The organism is Flavitalea sp., from assembly GCF_035489435.1.
Lineage (GTDB): Bacteria > Bacteroidota > Bacteroidia > Chitinophagales > Chitinophagaceae > DATHKG01.
This window is the reverse complement of the sequence record NZ_DATHKG010000094.1, coordinates 42907-59792: the sequence shown is the minus strand read 5'-3', so window position 1 is coordinate 59792 and position 16886 is coordinate 42907. Positions and strand designations below refer to the sequence as shown.

At 41.9% G+C, this 16886-nt stretch carries 16 protein-coding genes; 2 read left to right on the top strand and 14 right to left on the bottom strand.

Features of this window, described 5'->3' with window-relative positions:
* The first annotated feature begins 183 nt into the window (after positions 1 to 183).
* Positions 184 to 3480 (top strand): SusC/RagA family TonB-linked outer membrane protein, encoded by a 3297-nt coding sequence (locus tag VK664_RS15095; protein WP_461399510.1) that lies wholly within the window; start codon positions 184 to 186, stop codon positions 3478 to 3480.
* Between the two features lie 11 nt (positions 3481 to 3491).
* The gene (locus VK664_RS15090) at positions 3492 to 4865 is read left to right on the top strand and encodes a RagB/SusD family nutrient uptake outer membrane protein (protein WP_461399509.1); all 1374 of its coding nucleotides are present in this window, start codon (positions 3492 to 3494) and stop codon (positions 4863 to 4865) included.
* A 207-nt stretch (positions 4866 to 5072) separates the two neighbouring features.
* On the opposite strand, the gene VK664_RS15085 is transcribed toward VK664_RS15090, so the two are convergent.
* The 14 genes from VK664_RS15085 to VK664_RS15020 all read right to left on the bottom strand — a co-directional run bounded on the left by VK664_RS15085 (position 5073) and on the right by VK664_RS15020 (position 16769).
* The gene (locus VK664_RS15085) at positions 5073 to 5930 is read right to left on the bottom strand and encodes an SDR family oxidoreductase (protein WP_461399508.1); all 858 of its coding nucleotides are present in this window, start codon (positions 5928 to 5930) and stop codon (positions 5073 to 5075) included.
* A 251-nt stretch (positions 5931 to 6181) separates the two neighbouring features.
* Positions 6182 to 6772, bottom strand: coding sequence for a Crp/Fnr family transcriptional regulator (locus VK664_RS15080; protein ID WP_461399507.1), 591 nt, complete (start codon positions 6770 to 6772; stop codon positions 6182 to 6184).
* Positions 6773 to 6834: 62 nt separating this feature from the next.
* Positions 6835 to 9255 carry an FtsX-like permease family protein gene (locus VK664_RS15075; protein ID WP_461399506.1) on the bottom strand — a complete coding sequence of 807 codons (2421 nt, stop codon included), beginning with the start codon at positions 9253 to 9255 and terminating at the stop codon, positions 6835 to 6837.
* 108 nt (positions 9256 to 9363) lie between these two features.
* A complete protein-coding gene (locus tag VK664_RS15070; RefSeq protein WP_461399505.1) occupies positions 9364 to 9795 on the bottom strand; it encodes an SRPBCC family protein in 432 nt (143 codons plus the stop codon).
* A gap of 10 nt (positions 9796 to 9805) precedes the next feature.
* A complete protein-coding gene (locus tag VK664_RS15065; RefSeq protein WP_461399504.1) occupies positions 9806 to 10189 on the bottom strand; it encodes a VOC family protein in 384 nt (127 codons plus the stop codon).
* A 143-nt stretch (positions 10190 to 10332) separates the two neighbouring features.
* Positions 10333 to 11418: an NAD(P)H-dependent flavin oxidoreductase gene (locus VK664_RS15060; protein WP_461399503.1), complete on the bottom strand. Its 1086-nt coding sequence runs from the start codon at positions 11416 to 11418 to the stop codon at positions 10333 to 10335.
* A gap of 31 nt (positions 11419 to 11449) precedes the next feature.
* Entirely contained in the window at positions 11450 to 11830 is a 381-nt protein-coding gene (locus VK664_RS15055) for a nuclear transport factor 2 family protein (RefSeq protein WP_461399502.1), read from the bottom strand.
* Positions 11831 to 11899: 69 nt separating this feature from the next.
* Positions 11900 to 12634 carry an SDR family NAD(P)-dependent oxidoreductase gene (locus VK664_RS15050; RefSeq protein ID WP_461399501.1) on the bottom strand — a complete coding sequence of 245 codons (735 nt, stop codon included), beginning with the start codon at positions 12632 to 12634 and terminating at the stop codon, positions 11900 to 11902.
* 4 nt (positions 12635 to 12638) lie between these two features.
* Positions 12639 to 12857, bottom strand: coding sequence for a tautomerase family protein (locus tag VK664_RS15045; protein WP_461399500.1), 219 nt, complete (start codon positions 12855 to 12857; stop codon positions 12639 to 12641).
* 26 nt (positions 12858 to 12883) lie between these two features.
* Positions 12884 to 13402, bottom strand: coding sequence for a YceI family protein (locus tag VK664_RS15040; RefSeq protein WP_461399499.1), 519 nt, complete (start codon positions 13400 to 13402; stop codon positions 12884 to 12886).
* Positions 13403 to 13503: 101 nt separating this feature from the next.
* On the bottom strand, positions 13504 to 14082 hold the full coding sequence (locus tag VK664_RS15035) for a Crp/Fnr family transcriptional regulator (protein ID WP_461399498.1): 579 nt from the start codon (positions 14080 to 14082) through the stop codon (positions 13504 to 13506).
* A 219-nt stretch (positions 14083 to 14301) separates the two neighbouring features.
* A complete protein-coding gene (locus VK664_RS15030) occupies positions 14302 to 14709 on the bottom strand; it encodes a cupin domain-containing protein (RefSeq protein WP_461399497.1) in 408 nt (135 codons plus the stop codon).
* Positions 14710 to 14891: 182 nt separating this feature from the next.
* On the bottom strand, positions 14892 to 15320 hold the full coding sequence (locus VK664_RS15025; RefSeq protein WP_461399496.1) for an organic hydroperoxide resistance protein: 429 nt from the start codon (positions 15318 to 15320) through the stop codon (positions 14892 to 14894).
* A gap of 153 nt (positions 15321 to 15473) precedes the next feature.
* On the bottom strand, positions 15474 to 16769 hold the full coding sequence (locus VK664_RS15020) for an epoxide hydrolase family protein (RefSeq protein WP_461399495.1): 1296 nt from the start codon (positions 16767 to 16769) through the stop codon (positions 15474 to 15476).
* Positions 16770 to 16886 lie beyond the last annotated feature (117 nt).

Genomic DNA, 16886 nt, shown 5'->3' with positions numbered 1-16886 from the left:
CTTTACATTTTTTTCTTGCATAATTGCTGTGTGGCTTATGACTTCGCCAACTTTACAAGTGGAAATTGACCTTGTAGAAATAATATATTGTTTTCACGATATGCAAGCAGAATCAAGTAAATTGTATTTGTTATCTGGATATTTCCAGTCCCTTTATAAATAACAGTGTAAACCAAAAGAACCATGCTTAAGATCAGGAAAGTAATCTCCTTCCTTTTGACGTTTCTATTATTATCTGTTATCAGCTTCTCCCAGGAAAATACCGCTGCCGTGAAAGGAAAAGTTATAGATGACAACGGATCTCCACTTGCCGGTGTAAGTATCCTGGCCGTCAATACTACGACGAATGTAAGTTCAGGTACGCAAACTGATTCTTCGGGTATATTTAATTTTTTACAATTGCCTCCCGGACCATATTCTTTTTCTTTTGGGATGATTGGTCATCAATCGGAAAATCTTACCGGCTATACACTCAAAGCAGGTGAAACCACGACGATCAATGTTACTTTAAGCGATTCTTCGCAGGGATTGGAACAGGTTACAGTTGTAGGTTATGGAAGCCAGCGAAGGCGTGACATAACCACAGCAGTAGTCGGTATCAAAGCGAAGGATATGGAAAACCTGCCGATCAATAACGTTGCGGAAGCGATGGTTGGAAAGATGGCCGGTGTGCAGGTAGTACAGGGTACAGGACAACCAGGAACACCATTATCCGTTAAGGTAAGGGGCGTTGGAACGATTACTGCCGGCACCGAACCTCTTTATGTTATCGATAACCTCCCCACTTCCGGAAATAATCTGAACTCACTCAATACTTATGATATCGAATCGATAGAAGTATTGAAAGATGCATCCTCTGCAGCTATCTATGGTTCCAGGGGATCGAATGGTGTTGTATTGATAACGACAAAACAAGGCAAAAGTAGTAAGCCGGTCGTAAGTCTCAATTCCATGTTAGGCGTACAAAGCGTCGCCGGTAAAATAGATATGCTCGACGCCTATGGTTATGCCTCAATCGTTCGCGATGCGAGAAACAATGCATACAGCGATCAGATGATATCCAATAACCTGCGGCGCCAGTCGCAGGGCCTGGCTCCAATCAACTTTTCTATTAATGATGACAACCCCACAAGACTCGTAAATACTGCGAACAACACCAATACAATTATCCCGGTTGAAGTATTGCCTTATCTAAACGGTACAAGCGGCCTTGTTAACACGGACTGGCAGGATGAGATTTTCAGAAATGCATTGATACAGGATCACTCTGTTTCTGTTTCGGGGGGCTCGGAAAACTTTCGATATTATACTTCGCTGGAATACCTGAACCAGGAAGGTATTATCGTTAACAGCAACTTCAACAGGTATGGAGCACGTGTTAACCTGGATGGTAATAGAGGAATTTTCAAATTCGGATTAAATTTCAATCCCTCCGCTATCACAGAAAAAAGAGTAAACAGCGATGGTACATATGCAAGTGCTGAAGGTGGTGGCGTGGTTTCTTCTGCATTACACTATGCCCCTATCTGGCCGGTGTATAATCCAGACGGCTCTTACAGTTTTGCTGAGAATTCGTGGAACGGTGATGCAAAAACCACACTGCCGAACGGAACCGTCGTGGCCGGTAACAATCAGACACAAGCCTGGAACCCGGTAGCATTGGCGAAGGAGCAAAAGTTTGATGTAAACAGTTCAAGGATACTTGGAAACATTTTTGCAGAAGCAGCATTTACAAAGGATCTTAAATACAGGATCACTTTTGGATATGATTTATTCAATTACCGGACAGACAAATTCAGGCCTTCTACTATTCCATTAGCAAATACAGCTGGTAACCCCGAAGCCAATGCAACGGGTTCCTCAGAAACAGGTACTTCATTCAACTGGCTGGTTGAGCAAACACTCACCTACAATAAAAAAATCAACGAACACAATTTTGCCCTGTTAGGCGGATGGTCATTACAAAAAGACGATGCAAAAAGCAATTATGCCTTTGCTTCATCCGGCTTCATCAGTAACCAGATTCCAACACTAAATGCCGGGATTGTTACTGCCGGAAATTCAATGCAAAGCCAGTGGTCACTTGCTTCAGGCATAGCCAGGCTTCAATATAACTACATGGGCAAATACCTGTTGACAGCCTCTATGAGAGCGGACGGCTCATCAAAATTCGGTTCTAACAATCGATGGGGTTATTTTCCATCAGTATCAGCAGGATGGAGATTATCGGACGAAAACTTCGTCAAAGCGATCGATTTTATTTCCGATCTGAAATTGAGAGCCAGTTATGGTCTGACGGGTAATTTCAAAATTCCGAATTATGGCGCATTGGGTTCCTTATCATACTATGCTTATGTTTTTGGTGGTGCCACGCCGGGCGCAACAAACGGAGCAGCTCCAAGCAGTCAGCCTAATCCCGACTTAAGCTGGGAAAAAACGGCTCAGATCAATTTAGGTGTAGATGGTACAATTTTCGGTAACAACCTTAACTTCTCGGTTGACTATTATAATAGTAATACAACAGATCTTTTACTGAATGTGCCGGTTCCGCTCTCTACGGGATTCAGCACGCAGTTAGTGAATATTGGAAAAGTAAATAACAGTGGATTTGAAATAAACCTCGGCACACAGCAAAGGTTTGGAAGCCTTATCTGGAATGCATCGGCAAACTTCTCAACCAATAAAAATGAAGTGATCGAACTGGGACCTGGCAATGCAGACATTATCAATACGGGTTCGGTGGCCAACGCATATTTCATCACAAAGGTTGGTGAAGAAATCGGTTCTTATTATTTGCCACAGCAGGCTGGTGTTTTCAAAACCCAGGCCGAAGTAGATGGATACCCGCATTTTGTAGATGCAGCAAGTAATTTTGACCTGGCAACAACCAAACCTGGGGACTTCAAATTCGTGGATGCAGACGGAGACAAAGTTATTGATCTCACAAAAGATCGCGTGATCGTTGGAAGCTATCAGCCAAAATTTACATATGGTTTCTCAACAGATTTCCAGTTTAAAGGTTTTGATCTTTCAGCCTCTTTACAGGGAGTATATGGCAATGAAATTCTAAACCTTGGGCGTCGTTATTTTTATAATCACGAAGGTAATATGAACAATTATGCAGGTGCAGCAAACAGATGGAAATCTGAATCTGATCCCGGTAGTGGAGAAAATGTAAGGGCAAACAGGGTTGGTAAAGGTCAGAATGGTATCACCAGTTCCTGGCATGTGGAAAGCGGAAGCTACCTTAGAATCCGGAATATAACATTTGGTTATTCTTTGAGCGGAAGTGTAATGGAGAAAACAGGTTTTACCAAAGCAAGATTTTATGTAACCGCACAGAACCCGTTTATTTTTACCGGGTATGAAGGATATAATCCGGAAGTTAGCAACCGAACAGCTACTACAACCAATGGGGAAGATTATGGCGTTTACCCGACATCAAAAACCATTTCAGTAGGCATTAATGTCACCTTCTAAACTACCTGGCAATGAAAAATTATAAATACCAAATATACTTTTCAATAGTTGCGATCCTTGCGCTCAGCTCTTGCAAAAAATTCCTCGATCTTAAACCTATCGATTCTCCGACAGAGGATAATTTTTATGTGGATGAGAAAGGTTTGCAGGGTGGCCTCGTCAGTTGCTATGATGCCTTGCAGGACAATGGCCTTTATGGCAACACTTTTCTTTCGCTCACCGAAATCCGGAGCGATAATATGGAAGACAATGACCAGGGTGCCAGTGGCGGTGTTCGCTACCAGATCGAATCTTTTGCAGAAAGGCCGGACAATACCCTTGTTACTGAAGCCTGGCTTGCATCATTCAAAGCTATCTACCGCTGTAATGTAATCCTGAGCAGGGCTCCGGAAATTACAATGGATAGTGTGAGAAAAAAACAGATTATCGGGGAAGCATCTTTTCTACGTGGACTGAATTATTTTAACACCACCAGGTTATGGGGCAAACTTCCATTAATCACCACACCGCAAAAAAGTGAAGAGGCCAGGAATAACACGAGAGCGGATACTGCGGCTATTTATGCCCAGATCATTACAGATCTTACTACTGCAGTGAATAACCTGCCGGAAAGCTGGCCTGACCCACAAAGAGGCCGTGCGACCATCCATGCAGCAAGGGGCCTGTTAGCAAAAGTATACCTGTATCAGAAGAAATACGACCTGGTTTTGTCTACCCTACTACCACTTATCAATTCGATAAACATGAGACAAGGTGTAGGTCTGGTTTCGCAACCGGCCACATTTCCAAATGCAACAAAAACAAGCCTCGACATCATCTTCTCTGCAAGATTTCTCCTCGGTGGCATCGGGGAATCGGCGAGTCAGAATAATCGGCTTCGGAATGTTGGTGGCAATAATGCAGTGATCCTACCGCCGGCTTTGTTTGAACCTAATGATAACAGGCGCGCATTGGCTGCCCCCACAAGTGCCGGTGGTGAACGTCCCGGAAAATACAACGGACCACAGGTGAACAATGAAACAAGTGCGGACATTCCGATTCTGCGTGCTGCCGAAGTGATGCTTATATATGCAGAGGCCCTGAATGAAATTGCTTATGGAAACGCAACAGCTTTCACTGCGCTGAATGCAGTGCGTGTCAATGCAGGTATCACACCACTCACTGCCGCTACGCTGACAAACCAGGCCAGCTTTCGCACCGCTGTTTATAAAGAGCGGAGACTTGAGCTTGCGCTGGAATGTGATCGTTGGTTCGACATAGTACGTACCGGTCAGATGCAATCAATTTTTCCTTTAGTTGCTCCGTTTAGAAAAGTATACCCTGTACCACAAACAGAAATACAAAATATTACAAACCAGTCTGGCTGGCAGAACGAAGGATACTGAAAGAGAGATATGAATTATGAGTTATGAGTTATGAAAGGAGTTATGAGATATGAATTGTTGCTTTTTAATTAAAATTTTTCACTTTGCCATCTTCGATTCGAAACATTATTTTGGTGGCATAGCGCCAGTTTAGGGCTTCAATAATATACATTATGATGAGTTTAAGATAAGCGCCATGTTACATGCTGAATGACAATTCAAAATTTATTAGTTGTTGTATTTAGCTAACCATTTGGCTTTTATTTCAGCCCTTGCATTGATAAATTCAACATCTGTTCCTTCAGCAATTGCATCTAAGGGTAAACGTAATGGCCGGGTACCTTTTTGCATATTAATCAGTTTGAGTACCCCATCTGCTATAGTCTGGGGATCCATCTTAAACGCTGCCATCTTACCAAACAAAGCACCGCCTATAGCATTGAATTTATCTGTAGCAGCCTCTCCGTATTCTGCCGCAATGGCTGCTTTATCACCACTGAATCCAGTCTTGCTTCCATTATTCATTTCTGTCGGATAAACACCGGGTTGTATACTAACATTCTCAATACCATAGTCGCTCAGTTCATCCTGCAAACCTTCAGTAATACTTTCGACTCCAAATTTTGAAGCCAGGTAAGGAATCATAAATGGCAATGTGTGGCCACTTGCTCCCGAAGTAAGATTGATGATAAGGCCATCCTTATTTTTTCGCATGGAAGGAAGTACTGCCTGGTAAGTCCGTATCACACCATAAAAATTCACTTCGAATAGATTCCTGATCTGGTCCAGAGAATATGATTCCAGTAAACCAAAACCTGAAACGCCGGCATTGTTTACCAGAACATCAATTTTTTTATGTTTCGCCAATACTATGTTGACTGCTTGCTGTACGGATGCGTCATTTGTTACATCCATTTCTATCACTTCAACTCCTGGCAAGGCAGCCAGTTCTTTAGCAGCGGCTTGATTTTTACTTGTAACACCGCGCATTCCTGCAATCACGGTATGACCTGCTTTCGATAGTGTGGCGACCATTAATTTTCCAAAACCGGTGCTTGTTCCTGTAATTAAAATTTTCTTTGACATTTTGTATCGTTTTTCTGTAAATAAATTTGAGATACAAAACTACTTTGGTTCAACGCACTACCCCATTGACATTTGATACAATGTTTCTTGATAAATGTCAAAAGGCGTAAATCAATTGCATCATGTAAAATGACTGCACAAGTAAATAAAACAGCTAAGTCATCACTTATGGGTTGAAAATGGATGAAGAAAAGCAAAAGGAATTTGTATTAATGCGCTCTTTACAAAATGCGCTCTTTACATAGCAAGGTTTATTTGCCGGTTATTTGTTTTCTTACCCTACTGAGTGTTTCAGGAGTTATACCAAGATAGGAAGCCAGCATATGGCGTGGTATACGGTTGGCAAGATTGGGAAATGAATTTAAGAATTGCAGGTATTTTTCTTCCGCAGTAAGGCTGATAGCCGAATGGATTCTTTCCTGCGAAGCATTGAGACTTCTGGACAGGATATCATTGATAAAATTATTAAACAATGGTATGTTAATAAGTAATCTTTCGAAATCATCTTTCCTGATAAGTATTACAATAGTATCTTCAATGGCATCTATATTGTATTTGGAAGGGGTGCTGTTCATAAGGCTTTCCCTGTCACCTGCCCACCAGTTTTCAACTGAAAATTGAATAATATGTTCAATTCCTTTTTCATCTACGCGGTATCTTCTGACACAGCCCTGGCAAATAAAAGCATGATAACGCCAAATCTCGCCTTCCTGCAACAGAAATTGATGCCTGCGTAGTTTCTTTATAACGCAAACCTGCTCAATTTTTTCCCAATCGGCAGAAGTAAGATTGATTTTCGCAGCAATATATTTTTCAAAAATTTCAATCATTAACGAACGCAAAATATGCATTTAATTTAACTCGTTTAATATCGCCCATAAATCTAAAATACATGCCAGCCAGATTATTCCGCCGCCCGCAAACTTTTCACAGGATTTGCCGCTGCAGCCCTGATAGCCTGAAAACTTATAGTCAGTTGTGCTATGCACAAAACAATAATGCCACATAAAGCAAATAGCCACCAGGCAGTATCTGCGCGGTAAGCAAAGTTTTGCTTCCAACGATTTATGACCAGTAATGAAACCGGGATTGCCGCAACAATACCCATCAGGACCAGTTTGAGAAAATCACCGGATAATAAAAATAAAATGCTATGGGCTGTCGCACCGAATACTTTTCTTACTCCTATTTCTTTCACTCTTCGTTCTATGTTAAATGCCGCGATCCCGATGATGCCAAGGCAGGCAACGACAAGTGACAAAGCCGTAAAAACAACAGCATACTGGCTTATCTGCTTATCAGATTGATATAGGTTTTCTAATTGTTCGTCGAGGTAATTGTATGAGAATTGCTGGTTCGGCAGAAACTCCTTCCACACTCGCTGAAGGCCTTCAATCACTTTCCTTTTTCGCGTCTGGTCCAGGCGAATTGACAGATCAGAGAAATAATATTCATTTTGATACGTGATACAAGCCGGCTCTACTTTTTGATGAAGTGAATTAAAGTTAAAATCCCGCACGACTCCTACAATCGTTCCCATTGAGTCATCAAAATTATAACGTATAGGCTTACCAATGAGATTTGAGTAAGAACTACCGGAGTCGGAAGCATTCTCCATAAGTCTATGCGCCAACGATTCATTGATCACAAAAGACATACGGTTACGATCATTGGCAAAAGCAGGCGAAAGGTCGCGGCCGGCAAGAATAGGAATCTGGTAGAAAGCGCAATAATTGAAATCCACAAAGAGATTGGTACAGGATATTTCGCGATTTCCTTGTTCACTATAAAATACTATACTGTTGCGATCCAGATTGTTGTTTCCCAGTCTTCTCAGGGAACCAGTAAGGTCCTGAACACCCGGGACCATTTTCATATCACGCATCATAATTTGCTCCCTTTGCATTTCTGTATAACTAACGGGCAAAACAATCACAGCCTCTTTATTGAAACCCATATCATAGTCACTTATGAAATTTAGTTGACGAATAACATGTAGCGTAACCATCGATAAAGTAGTGGAAATCGCAAATTGCAGAACCACGAGGATGCTCCTGATCTGCGATCGGTGTGTTGTAAATATTTTTCCTTTTAATGCATTTACGGGTTTAAGATTTGCCAATGAAATCGCCGGAAAAATTCCGGATAACAAGCCGGTAAATAAAGTCAGACCAATAAAGGCCGGGACCAAAATTGGTTGATCAAGTGGGTTGAAATCCATATTCCGATTCGTTACCCGGCTAAATAAAGGAGTAAACAACAACGCAATGGCGAAACTGATAATAAAAGCCACGAAAGAGAAACAAATAGTTTCAATTAGAAACTGTATAACTATCTGAAAGCGGCCCGCGCCGATTGATTTCCGTACTGCAACTTCCCTGGCCCGTGTAAAGGAACGCGCAGTACTCAGGTTGATATAATTGATAATCGCCAATGCGAGCACGAATAGCGCTATAGCAATCAATACCGGAAGATAGCTACCATTGAACTTTTTTTTGTTCAACGCATCTCGGGTTATATCACCTGAATTAAGATGGGTTTCATGAAGCGGTTGTAAAAAAAGGGCTATCCCATTTTCCGGAACCCTGGCCATATGTTTGTCAAGAAAAGAGGGAAGCCTGGATTCAAATTCGGATACCCGGGAATCCTTTGCCAGTTCAACATAGGTAAAGAGCCAGTCCATTTCCCAGTCACTGATTGTGTCGAGTCCTACATGCGTACTCATGGAGTACAAAGCATCGAACTGCAGGTGTGATTGTTCGGATACATCTTCCATTATCCCCGTGACCATGTATTCTGTAGTATCCCGCCCTTCATGTCTGATCCATCTCCCCAAAGAATTGACCGAACCAAAGAGCGATTTGGACAGTGCCTGAGTCACAACGATACTATTGGGCTGCTTCAGGGCAGTAGCAATATCACCAACTACTAGAGGAAAATCGAATACCTGGAAAAATGTGGAATCTGCACCATATAATGTTGCCATCACAACAGCCCTACCCTTTGATTGTAAGGGAATTTTGTCTGCTGAAATGATTCTCGTAAAATTCCTGACCTGGGGAAATTCGGATTTAAGTGCCGGGCCAACCGGAGATGCCGTTTGCGCTACTTTTCTGGTAACTGCTTCTCCTTTTTCCTGTTTTAGTTCGAGTACCCGGTAAATATTCTTCGAATGAAGTTTATCGAAACCTTTTTCATAGTTAATAAATATGAAAACTTGCAGACAAACTGTAATTCCTACTGTAAGACCTACCAGGTTGATAAAAGCAAACCATTTATGACGTCTGACGTTTCGAATAAATATAGAAAAATAATTTCTGAACATAGTTTATAATTAGTATCAATCCGTACTAAATATAAATTTGTCAAAACTTAAAAGAAATGATGAATTCTTTACACCAGATTATAATAATCCTTGACAAACTACGATGATCTACTTCTCCAGGAGCTTTTTTAGACTGTCAAGCATCAAATTCCAATTTTGTTCGGCTTCTTTTTTGCTTTTTTCGGAGCCATTTTTATCTTGTGTCAGTTTTATAACAGTCTGATCTTTTTCAGCCTTCAGCGTGATGTCAACAGTATGATAGTTTTCCGGTTTGTCAGGCTGTCCCGATAATGGACTAAAATGACTGTATTTTAATTCCTTTTCGGGAATAACCTCAAGGATTTCCCCCTTGTCTTCATACTTTTTGCCCTTCATCTCTCCTTTCCATGTTATGGAGCTTCCTTTTGTCCAATCCGAAATGACTGTTGTACCAAACATATAGTCTTTAATCAAGGCAGGGTCAATCAGTGCTTTCCAGACAGTGTCAATAGAAACTTCAATAGTTCTTTCTGCTTCTGCAATTAAATTTTGAGTACTCATAGTTTTAAATTTAAGCTTCTGTTATAAAACCAATAATATAACCATCCGGGTCAGCGATATAAAACTCCTTTCCATAGGGCATGTTGCGTAGCGGTTGGAGAATCTCTATGTTCTTATTTGAAAGTTCCTGATATAAATCTTCAATACCATCAACTGAAAATACCAGGTCAAGATCTTCCTTATTGTTCCTGTTTTTTCTTTCTTCTATTGAAGAACTTCCAGATTTAAGATGAATCGAACAATTGCCCTGTGACATCCCGGCATAAAATTGTTCATATTGGAAATCCAGGTCGAAATTCAGGATTTTCTTATAAAATTCAATGGAATTCTTAATGTCAGCTACAAGCAGTTGGGGACTCATTTTTTTGACCTTATATTTTGCGTATGTGGCCATATGCTTATTTTGATTTTGTAAGGCTGTTTTGCCATTTTTACTAATTCGAAAAAGCGAATCACTTCCCCTTCGGTGTCTTGCTGAAACTCCACCTTAAGATTGTCGAACAACAATCTACGCAATGATCTGTACAAATCGATTGCCTATTCGTTTCGCCGATCAATAATTTCAGTTGTTTCTTCAATTAACGACTGCATCAGTTCCCATGCTTTTGTATGATGGAGTATCGGTGCGATCTGTCCGCTCCAGAAAAGGATCATGTTCCAATTCTGTTGATCTATGGCGGCTTTCCTTAAGGATGACATAAAATTGGCCTGCAAGGGAAAAGGTAATAATTGTTTTTCTTTACCAACCAGGTCAGTAGCGAGAGTTGTTGTGATGCCACGGCCAAGCCTGCCAGTAAAGACCCGGGATAAGCTGGTATATTTTGAAGCATCTGATAACAACATGCGCCTATGTACCGGTAAGGCCCCGGACTCATCGCAGGCTAAAAAAGCAGTGCCTACCTGGACTGCATCGGCGCCCAGCGTAAATGCAGCTGCTATACCCCGGCCATTGGCTATACCACCTGCAGCTATAACAGGTGTCTTCACTTTATCTTTTATCAATTGCAATAACACAAAAGTACCTATAGTGGATTGTTCTGCAGCTGCTAAAAATGATGGACGATGCCCCCCGGCTTCAAAACCGGAAGCAATGATCATATCCACACCAGCTTCATCAAGGGCTATCGCTTCATCCAGGGTTGTAGCGGCCCCGGCTGTTCTGATTCCAGATTTCCTGCATTGCTCCAAAATATCCGCGGATGGTATACCGAATACAAAACTGAATAGCCTGGGACGAATATCCAATATTGTCTGAACCTGGTTTTCGAATCTTGATCTGAAAGGTCCCGGTTTTCCAGGCATTTCAATACCCGCCCGATCAAAATAGGGTTCGAATATCTTTTTGACTCCTTCGTATTGATCATTGGTTACGGTCCCATCCAGGGTATCGGAATCCGAAACCCATAGATTGATATTATAAGGTTTATCGGTTGAAGCCCTGATCCTGGTATCTAGTTCAACAATTTCGTCGGGACTCAAAGTATAAGCCCCATAGCCGCCCAGCCCCCCGGCGTTCGATACTGTTGCCACCAGTTCGACAGAAGAAAGATTGCCACCAAAAGGACCCTGCAGGATCGGGTAATCGATACCCAGTAATTTTGTGACCTTCGTATTGTACCACATGATTTTTGAAGTTATTAATTTAGATCACAAATCATTTATTTAAATCACTCATCATTTTATTTACTATCACCCACCTGCCCTCAAACTTATGGAAAGAAAGGAACTCATGATAGTAAAAATCGTACATCGAGACTTTTAGTTCAGCAATTGCAATTGAGTTTACCATCCTGATGGAAATAATTTCTCCCTTAAAAGGTTTTCCTGAATCTTTCGGACTTTGCCGGTTTTTAACAGCATGGAAATACTGGTCAAGCGTTCTGAAATATGGCTCACCTTTCACATCTCCAAAAAGCAAAGTGCCGGGATAATAAATATGGGTTAGCAATTCTAAATCGCCTTCATAAATTCCTTTGAAATAATAATCTTCCAGCACCTGCGAAATGACAGCTGAATTTGTATCTATCGTTTCCATATCTTGTGTTTTTTGCCTGCTTCCTCACGATAGAAGTCAGCAAAGCTATTAATGACTGTTTTGAAAATATCAATTAAGGTTATAGCCGGCTGCCAAACCACCATCTACATTTATAATAGCACCGGTTATGAACCTGCTTTTTGCTACAGCAAAGACCATTTCGGCCACATCTTCCACTTCACCTACCCGATTAACAAGATGCAGCCCGGCGCTCTTATCAACTTCAACACCATGCATTGGCGTGCGGATAGTTCCCGGGGCAATTGTATTCACCCTTATATTATCCCGGCCAAACTCAGCTGCCAGTTGTATTGTTAAGGAATGAACAGCTCCCTTGCTTGACATCGCCGCTGTAATTGGAATACCACCAAAACCCTGGTTAACCAAAGGGGTACCAATATTAATGACTACTCCATCCTGCTGTTTTATCATTTGGGGAAGGACAGCCTGCGTTGTAAAGAAAGTCCCTTTCAGATTTGTGTTCAAAAAGCGGTCAAGGTAAACCTCGTCCACTTCAAGAAAGGGTTTCGTTTCAAATATGCCGGCATTATTAACTAAAACATCGGCAGATCCGAATTTTTCAATTGCTATTGATATAAGCTGTTCACCGGTGCTCCTGTCTCTTATGTCGCCCGCTACCATGGCCAGGTTTGGCCCTGCTCCCAGTTCGTAATATACCTTTTCCAACTTTTCCGCAGTAGTTGAATTTATCACGACATTATCGCCGTTTTTAAGAAAATGTTTTGCTACTTCTTTACCAATTCCCGAAGAAGCCCCGGTTATAATTATAGTTTGCTTTTTCATTTTATTATTTTTTATCAGCAGTTATCCCATGTTCACGCAATACAGATACCTGTTCTCCTGCATAGCCCCAATCATCCAGGTTTATCTCTTGTATAACAACATGCGTCAGGTGCGGATCTTTGTTTAGTACGTCCGTGATCAGGTCGGTAACTCCTTTTATTAATTGTTGTTTTTGTTCGCGGGTAACACCTTCGCGGGTCAACTCAATTTTTACGTATGGCATTGTATTAATTTTTGAGCCAAAACTGACTATGCAGCTTTGGCGGTGATGTTTACATTAAGATCAAAATCATTGTAGATAAGCGTATCTCCGAGGTTTTTGAAGAAATTTCCTGAGCGAAACTTTATACCATATTTAGTACGATCCACCACGATCACACCTGAGGCATTTAAGATTTCGTCCCCGATGTTAACGCTGGCATCGAATCCAATTGGATGCGTAATTCCTTTGATGGTTAGATTTCCCTCGATGTGATTGTTGTTTACCTCCGTAATTTCAAATGTAGCTTCAGGATATTGCGCTGTCCCAAAAAAGTCTTCCGAGGCAAGGTGATCCGCAAACTGCGCACTTGTACCCGGATCAGCCAGGTCAAGAATTTTAATCGAAGCAATATCAATAATAAATCTGCCTCCAGTTAGTTTGCCGTCATCTACAGTGAATTTGCCATGTTTAAGGGATATTGTTCCGAAATGGGCCCCGGTTATTTTGCGGCCTGTCCATTCAATGTTGCTTTGAGCAACTGCGATTTCAAAATTTTGCCTTTTCATTTTAATATGTTTTTATTACATCACAAAGATGTATAGGAAATGAGGAGTCATTACGTGACCTATATCACATTTAAAAAGAAGGATTGCTTTTGTGATCTATGTCACTTTTCAGGAGTATAAAGACGGCTTAGCGTTTCCCTGGAAACCCCCAGGTAAGCCGCGATCAGATGTTTGGGAACGATATTGTACAATTCGGGGTATAGAAGGATGAGTTCTTCATAACGATGTTTCGCATCGCTGTTCATAAATGACAATAGCCTTTTCTGTAAAGCCACAAAACCTTTATTGGTGCGCCATCTGAAGAAGTATTCCGCTTCATGAATTTCTTTACACAATTTTTCCCGGTCAATACCGGAAAGACCTAATACTTCAGCATCAGTAATACAGTCGACATTAATCGTTGCCCGGTTGCCATTATATAGGGCATTATAATCGGAGGTCCACCAGGTTGGCATTGCAAATTGAAGAATGAACATTTTTGCCTCGTCATTTATATAAAATGATTTGAGGCAACCGCTCAATACAAAATACTCATAATCCACCTTATCACCTTCGGATATAAGAGCCTGCCCTTTCGTGAAAGACAGAAGTTTGAAATGCGAAAAAAAATATTCGAATTGTTCCCCTGGGAAGGTTGTGGTTTTAGAAATATGCAATCTCAATACTTCCGCTGCGTTCATCGTAGTATAATTTCGGGTGGTTAATGCTGTTATTACGAAATTACGAAAGGCCGCGGCTATTGTGCACACTATCTTCCCTGTAAGTGGATAAACAGGCGCAGCTACCGCAGACCCTTTATTTATTCAGGATCTATTCAAAAAAAACAGCAACACAGGAGAATACAACTGCATTGCTGAGACTATATAAATGTGAAACCGGCCTGGTTTGAAATTAGCTAATTATTTCGTCATGACTAAAAGTGGCTTTCCTTTTTCTACCACATAAGTAGCGAGCTCTGCCGCGTTACCTGTGCCGACGTTCTTTGCAGAATGTATTGTTCCAGCCGGAATAAATAAAACTTCGCCCGCCTTAAGTGTCACAGGTGGCTTGCCCGCTACCTGGTATTCAAATACGCCTTCAATAACATATATAATTTCTTCACCAGGGTGAGAGTGTTTGCCGAACGCAGTTCCTGCATCGAAGTCAACCCGAACCTGCACCACCTCCCGGCCAGGAGCACTAAGATCATAACGCTGCAGGTCGATACGTTTGATTCCGGGTTGCTGTGCCAACCCTAAACCCGGAATCGAAACCGCGACTAAAGTTATCGCAAGAACATAGTTGATGAAACCTTTAAACTTTATCATTTTTATTCATTAAGATCTGAAAAAATATTTATTAGTTTATTTTCTTTAAAGCGGAGATCAGGTGTTTAAAATTTTCCATTATTGAAATTTTATTTCGTCAGATTAAGACTTCCTAAATCCCGACATTTTTATATTTGAGACTTCGAAAAAAAAACCGGACTTTTTTATGCCCGGTTAATATTCTACACCAGGTTAATCTCAACCTTGACGTTCCCTGAAATCGCTTTTGAATACGGACATGTTTGATGTGCCTTTTCTACAATTTGCTGTGCTATTTCTCTATCCAACCCGGGCAGACTTATATTGAGGCGTGCCTGCAGCACATACCCTCCATTTTCTAAACAGAGATCAACCTCCGCATCAATTGCGGTATCTACTGGAATTGTTGTCCGCATTTTGCGTGCAGCAATATCCATTGCTCCTTCAAAACAGGCCGACCATCCGGCGGCAAATAACTGTTCAGGATTGGTTCCGCTTTTACCTGAGCCTGGAGGTGCTAATTTAATTTCCAGGCTGCCATCTGAGCTTTTTGCAACACCATTTTCACGCCCCCCGGTTGTATGTGTTTTTGCAGTATATAATACTTTGGTTGATTGCTTAACGGTGTCCATTGTGTTATTTTTTATTGATTAATATTTATGATAAAGTCTGAAGCGATGATTAACTGCTTTATTTTCTCAGTTAATAAAATTTTTAGGGTACGGATTAGCCTTTGTGTTTATTGTCCTTGTAAATACTTATGATGCTTCCACCCTATCATCGTACTAACGTAGAGACTTAAACGCAGCACGTAATTCTGAAGCAAAAAGATCCGGGTACTCCCACATTGCAAAGTGGCCACCACGTTCGGCTTCGCGAAAGTAAATGAGATTGGGAAAAGCCTTCCTTGCCCATGACTCCTGTGCCCGGATAACCTCATCAGGAAAAACGGTGATCGCAACTGGTATCCTGATCTCGTTTGTTTTTTGATCAGCTGCGCTTATTAAGTTTTTGCCGCGATTTTCCCAGTATATTCTTGATGATGAAGCCAGGGTGTTCGTGAGCCAATACAATGAAAAATTGTCGAGCACATCATCGATCGAAGGGGATTGCTTAGGATCCTTGCCAAATGTCCATTTATCGAAACCACCATGTACCAGCATCCATCCTGCGAGCCCGGCTGGTGAGTCAGTAAGTCCGTAGCCAACAGCCTGCGGCCGCGCGCCCATCATCACCAGGTAGGATAAGCCACCGTTTTGGAGAAAATTTCCGAGGTCACCAATAGCTGCGCGTTCTTTCTCTGTGAACTCCGCAGGAACGGGTGCACCACCGAGAACCGCACCGACTTCGTTGGTTATTGCTGCCGGTAAGTTTGTATGGATACCAAGTAATCCGGCCGGAGCCTGACGACCCATCGCCTCTACAACCCCCGCACCCCAGTCGCCGCCTTGTGCAACATAACGTGAATAACCAATGCGCTTCATAAGAACATCCCAGGTACGGCCAATACGTTCAAGACCCCAGCCTGCCTCGATTGGCCGGCCTGAGAATCCAAAACCCGGAAGGGATGGGATCACAACATCGAAGGCGTCTTCTGCACTACCGCCATATTTAACTGGATCTGTCAGGGGATCAATGAGCTTGATTTGCTCGAAAACCGAGCCAGGCCAGCCGTGGGTTATGATCAGTGGCAGTGCATTAGCATGGCGCGACTTAACATGTATGAAGTGAATATCCACCCCATCAATCTTTGTCATGAACTGGGGGAAAGCATTGAGTTTTGCTTCACCTTTGCGCCAGTCGTATTCGTTTCCCCAATAGCGTACCAGTTCCTGGAGCTTGGCCAGCTGTACTCCCTGCGATTGATCAGCTACAGTTTCTTTGTCGGGCCATCGTGTAGTTTGAATACGCCTCCGAAGATCCTTTAGGTCTGTTTTCGGTATCTCGACATGAAAGGGACGGATAGTCTCCACAGAAGGCATACTCGTATGTGATACGCCCTGGGCGTTGCCGATTGTACCTTGAAAAGCCAGTGCACTACTGAGCATGCTACTGGCAAGAATGTTTGAAGTTTTTTTCATTGTTGATAATTTTTTATTTCAGATATTAAAATTATCACAGTACAGACCCTATCTCCAAGCACCAAACAGTCTGCCGGTCAAACAAGGCATTAAAATGGACATTATAGTTCCCGAAAA

Bases quoted from the DNA above. Each gene is read 5' to 3' on its own strand.
- VK664_RS15095 (WP_461399510.1), top strand. From the start codon at position 184: ATGCTTAAGATCAGGAAAGTAATCTCCTTCCTTTTGACGTTTCTATTA.
- VK664_RS15090 (WP_461399509.1), top strand. From the start codon at position 3,492: ATGAAAAATTATAAATACCAAATATACTTTTCAATAGTTGCGATCCTT.
- VK664_RS15085 (WP_461399508.1), bottom strand. From the start codon at position 5,930: ATGTCAAAGAAAATTTTAATTACAGGAACAAGCACCGGTTTTGGAAAA.
- VK664_RS15075 (WP_461399506.1), bottom strand. From the start codon at position 9,255: ATGTTCAGAAATTATTTTTCTATATTTATTCGAAACGTCAGACGTCAT.
- VK664_RS15070 (WP_461399505.1), bottom strand. From the start codon at position 9,795: ATGAGTACTCAAAATTTAATTGCAGAAGCAGAAAGAACTATTGAAGTT.
- VK664_RS15065 (WP_461399504.1), bottom strand. From the start codon at position 10,189: ATGGCCACATACGCAAAATATAAGGTCAAAAAAATGAGTCCCCAACTG.
- VK664_RS15060 (WP_461399503.1), bottom strand. From the start codon at position 11,418: ATGTGGTACAATACGAAGGTCACAAAATTACTGGGTATCGATTACCCG.
- VK664_RS15055 (WP_461399502.1), bottom strand. From the start codon at position 11,830: ATGGAAACGATAGATACAAATTCAGCTGTCATTTCGCAGGTGCTGGAA.
- VK664_RS15050 (WP_461399501.1), bottom strand. From the start codon at position 12,634: ATGAAAAAGCAAACTATAATTATAACCGGGGCTTCTTCGGGAATTGGT.
- VK664_RS15045 (WP_461399500.1), bottom strand. From the start codon at position 12,857: ATGCCATACGTAAAAATTGAGTTGACCCGCGAAGGTGTTACCCGCGAA.
- VK664_RS15040 (WP_461399499.1), bottom strand. From the start codon at position 13,402: ATGAAAAGGCAAAATTTTGAAATCGCAGTTGCTCAAAGCAACATTGAA.
- VK664_RS15035 (WP_461399498.1), bottom strand. From the start codon at position 14,082: ATGAACGCAGCGGAAGTATTGAGATTGCATATTTCTAAAACCACAACC.
- VK664_RS15030 (WP_461399497.1), bottom strand. From the start codon at position 14,709: ATGATAAAGTTTAAAGGTTTCATCAACTATGTTCTTGCGATAACTTTA.
- VK664_RS15025 (WP_461399496.1), bottom strand. From the start codon at position 15,320: ATGGACACCGTTAAGCAATCAACCAAAGTATTATATACTGCAAAAACA.
- VK664_RS15020 (WP_461399495.1), bottom strand. From the start codon at position 16,769: ATGAAAAAAACTTCAAACATTCTTGCCAGTAGCATGCTCAGTAGTGCA.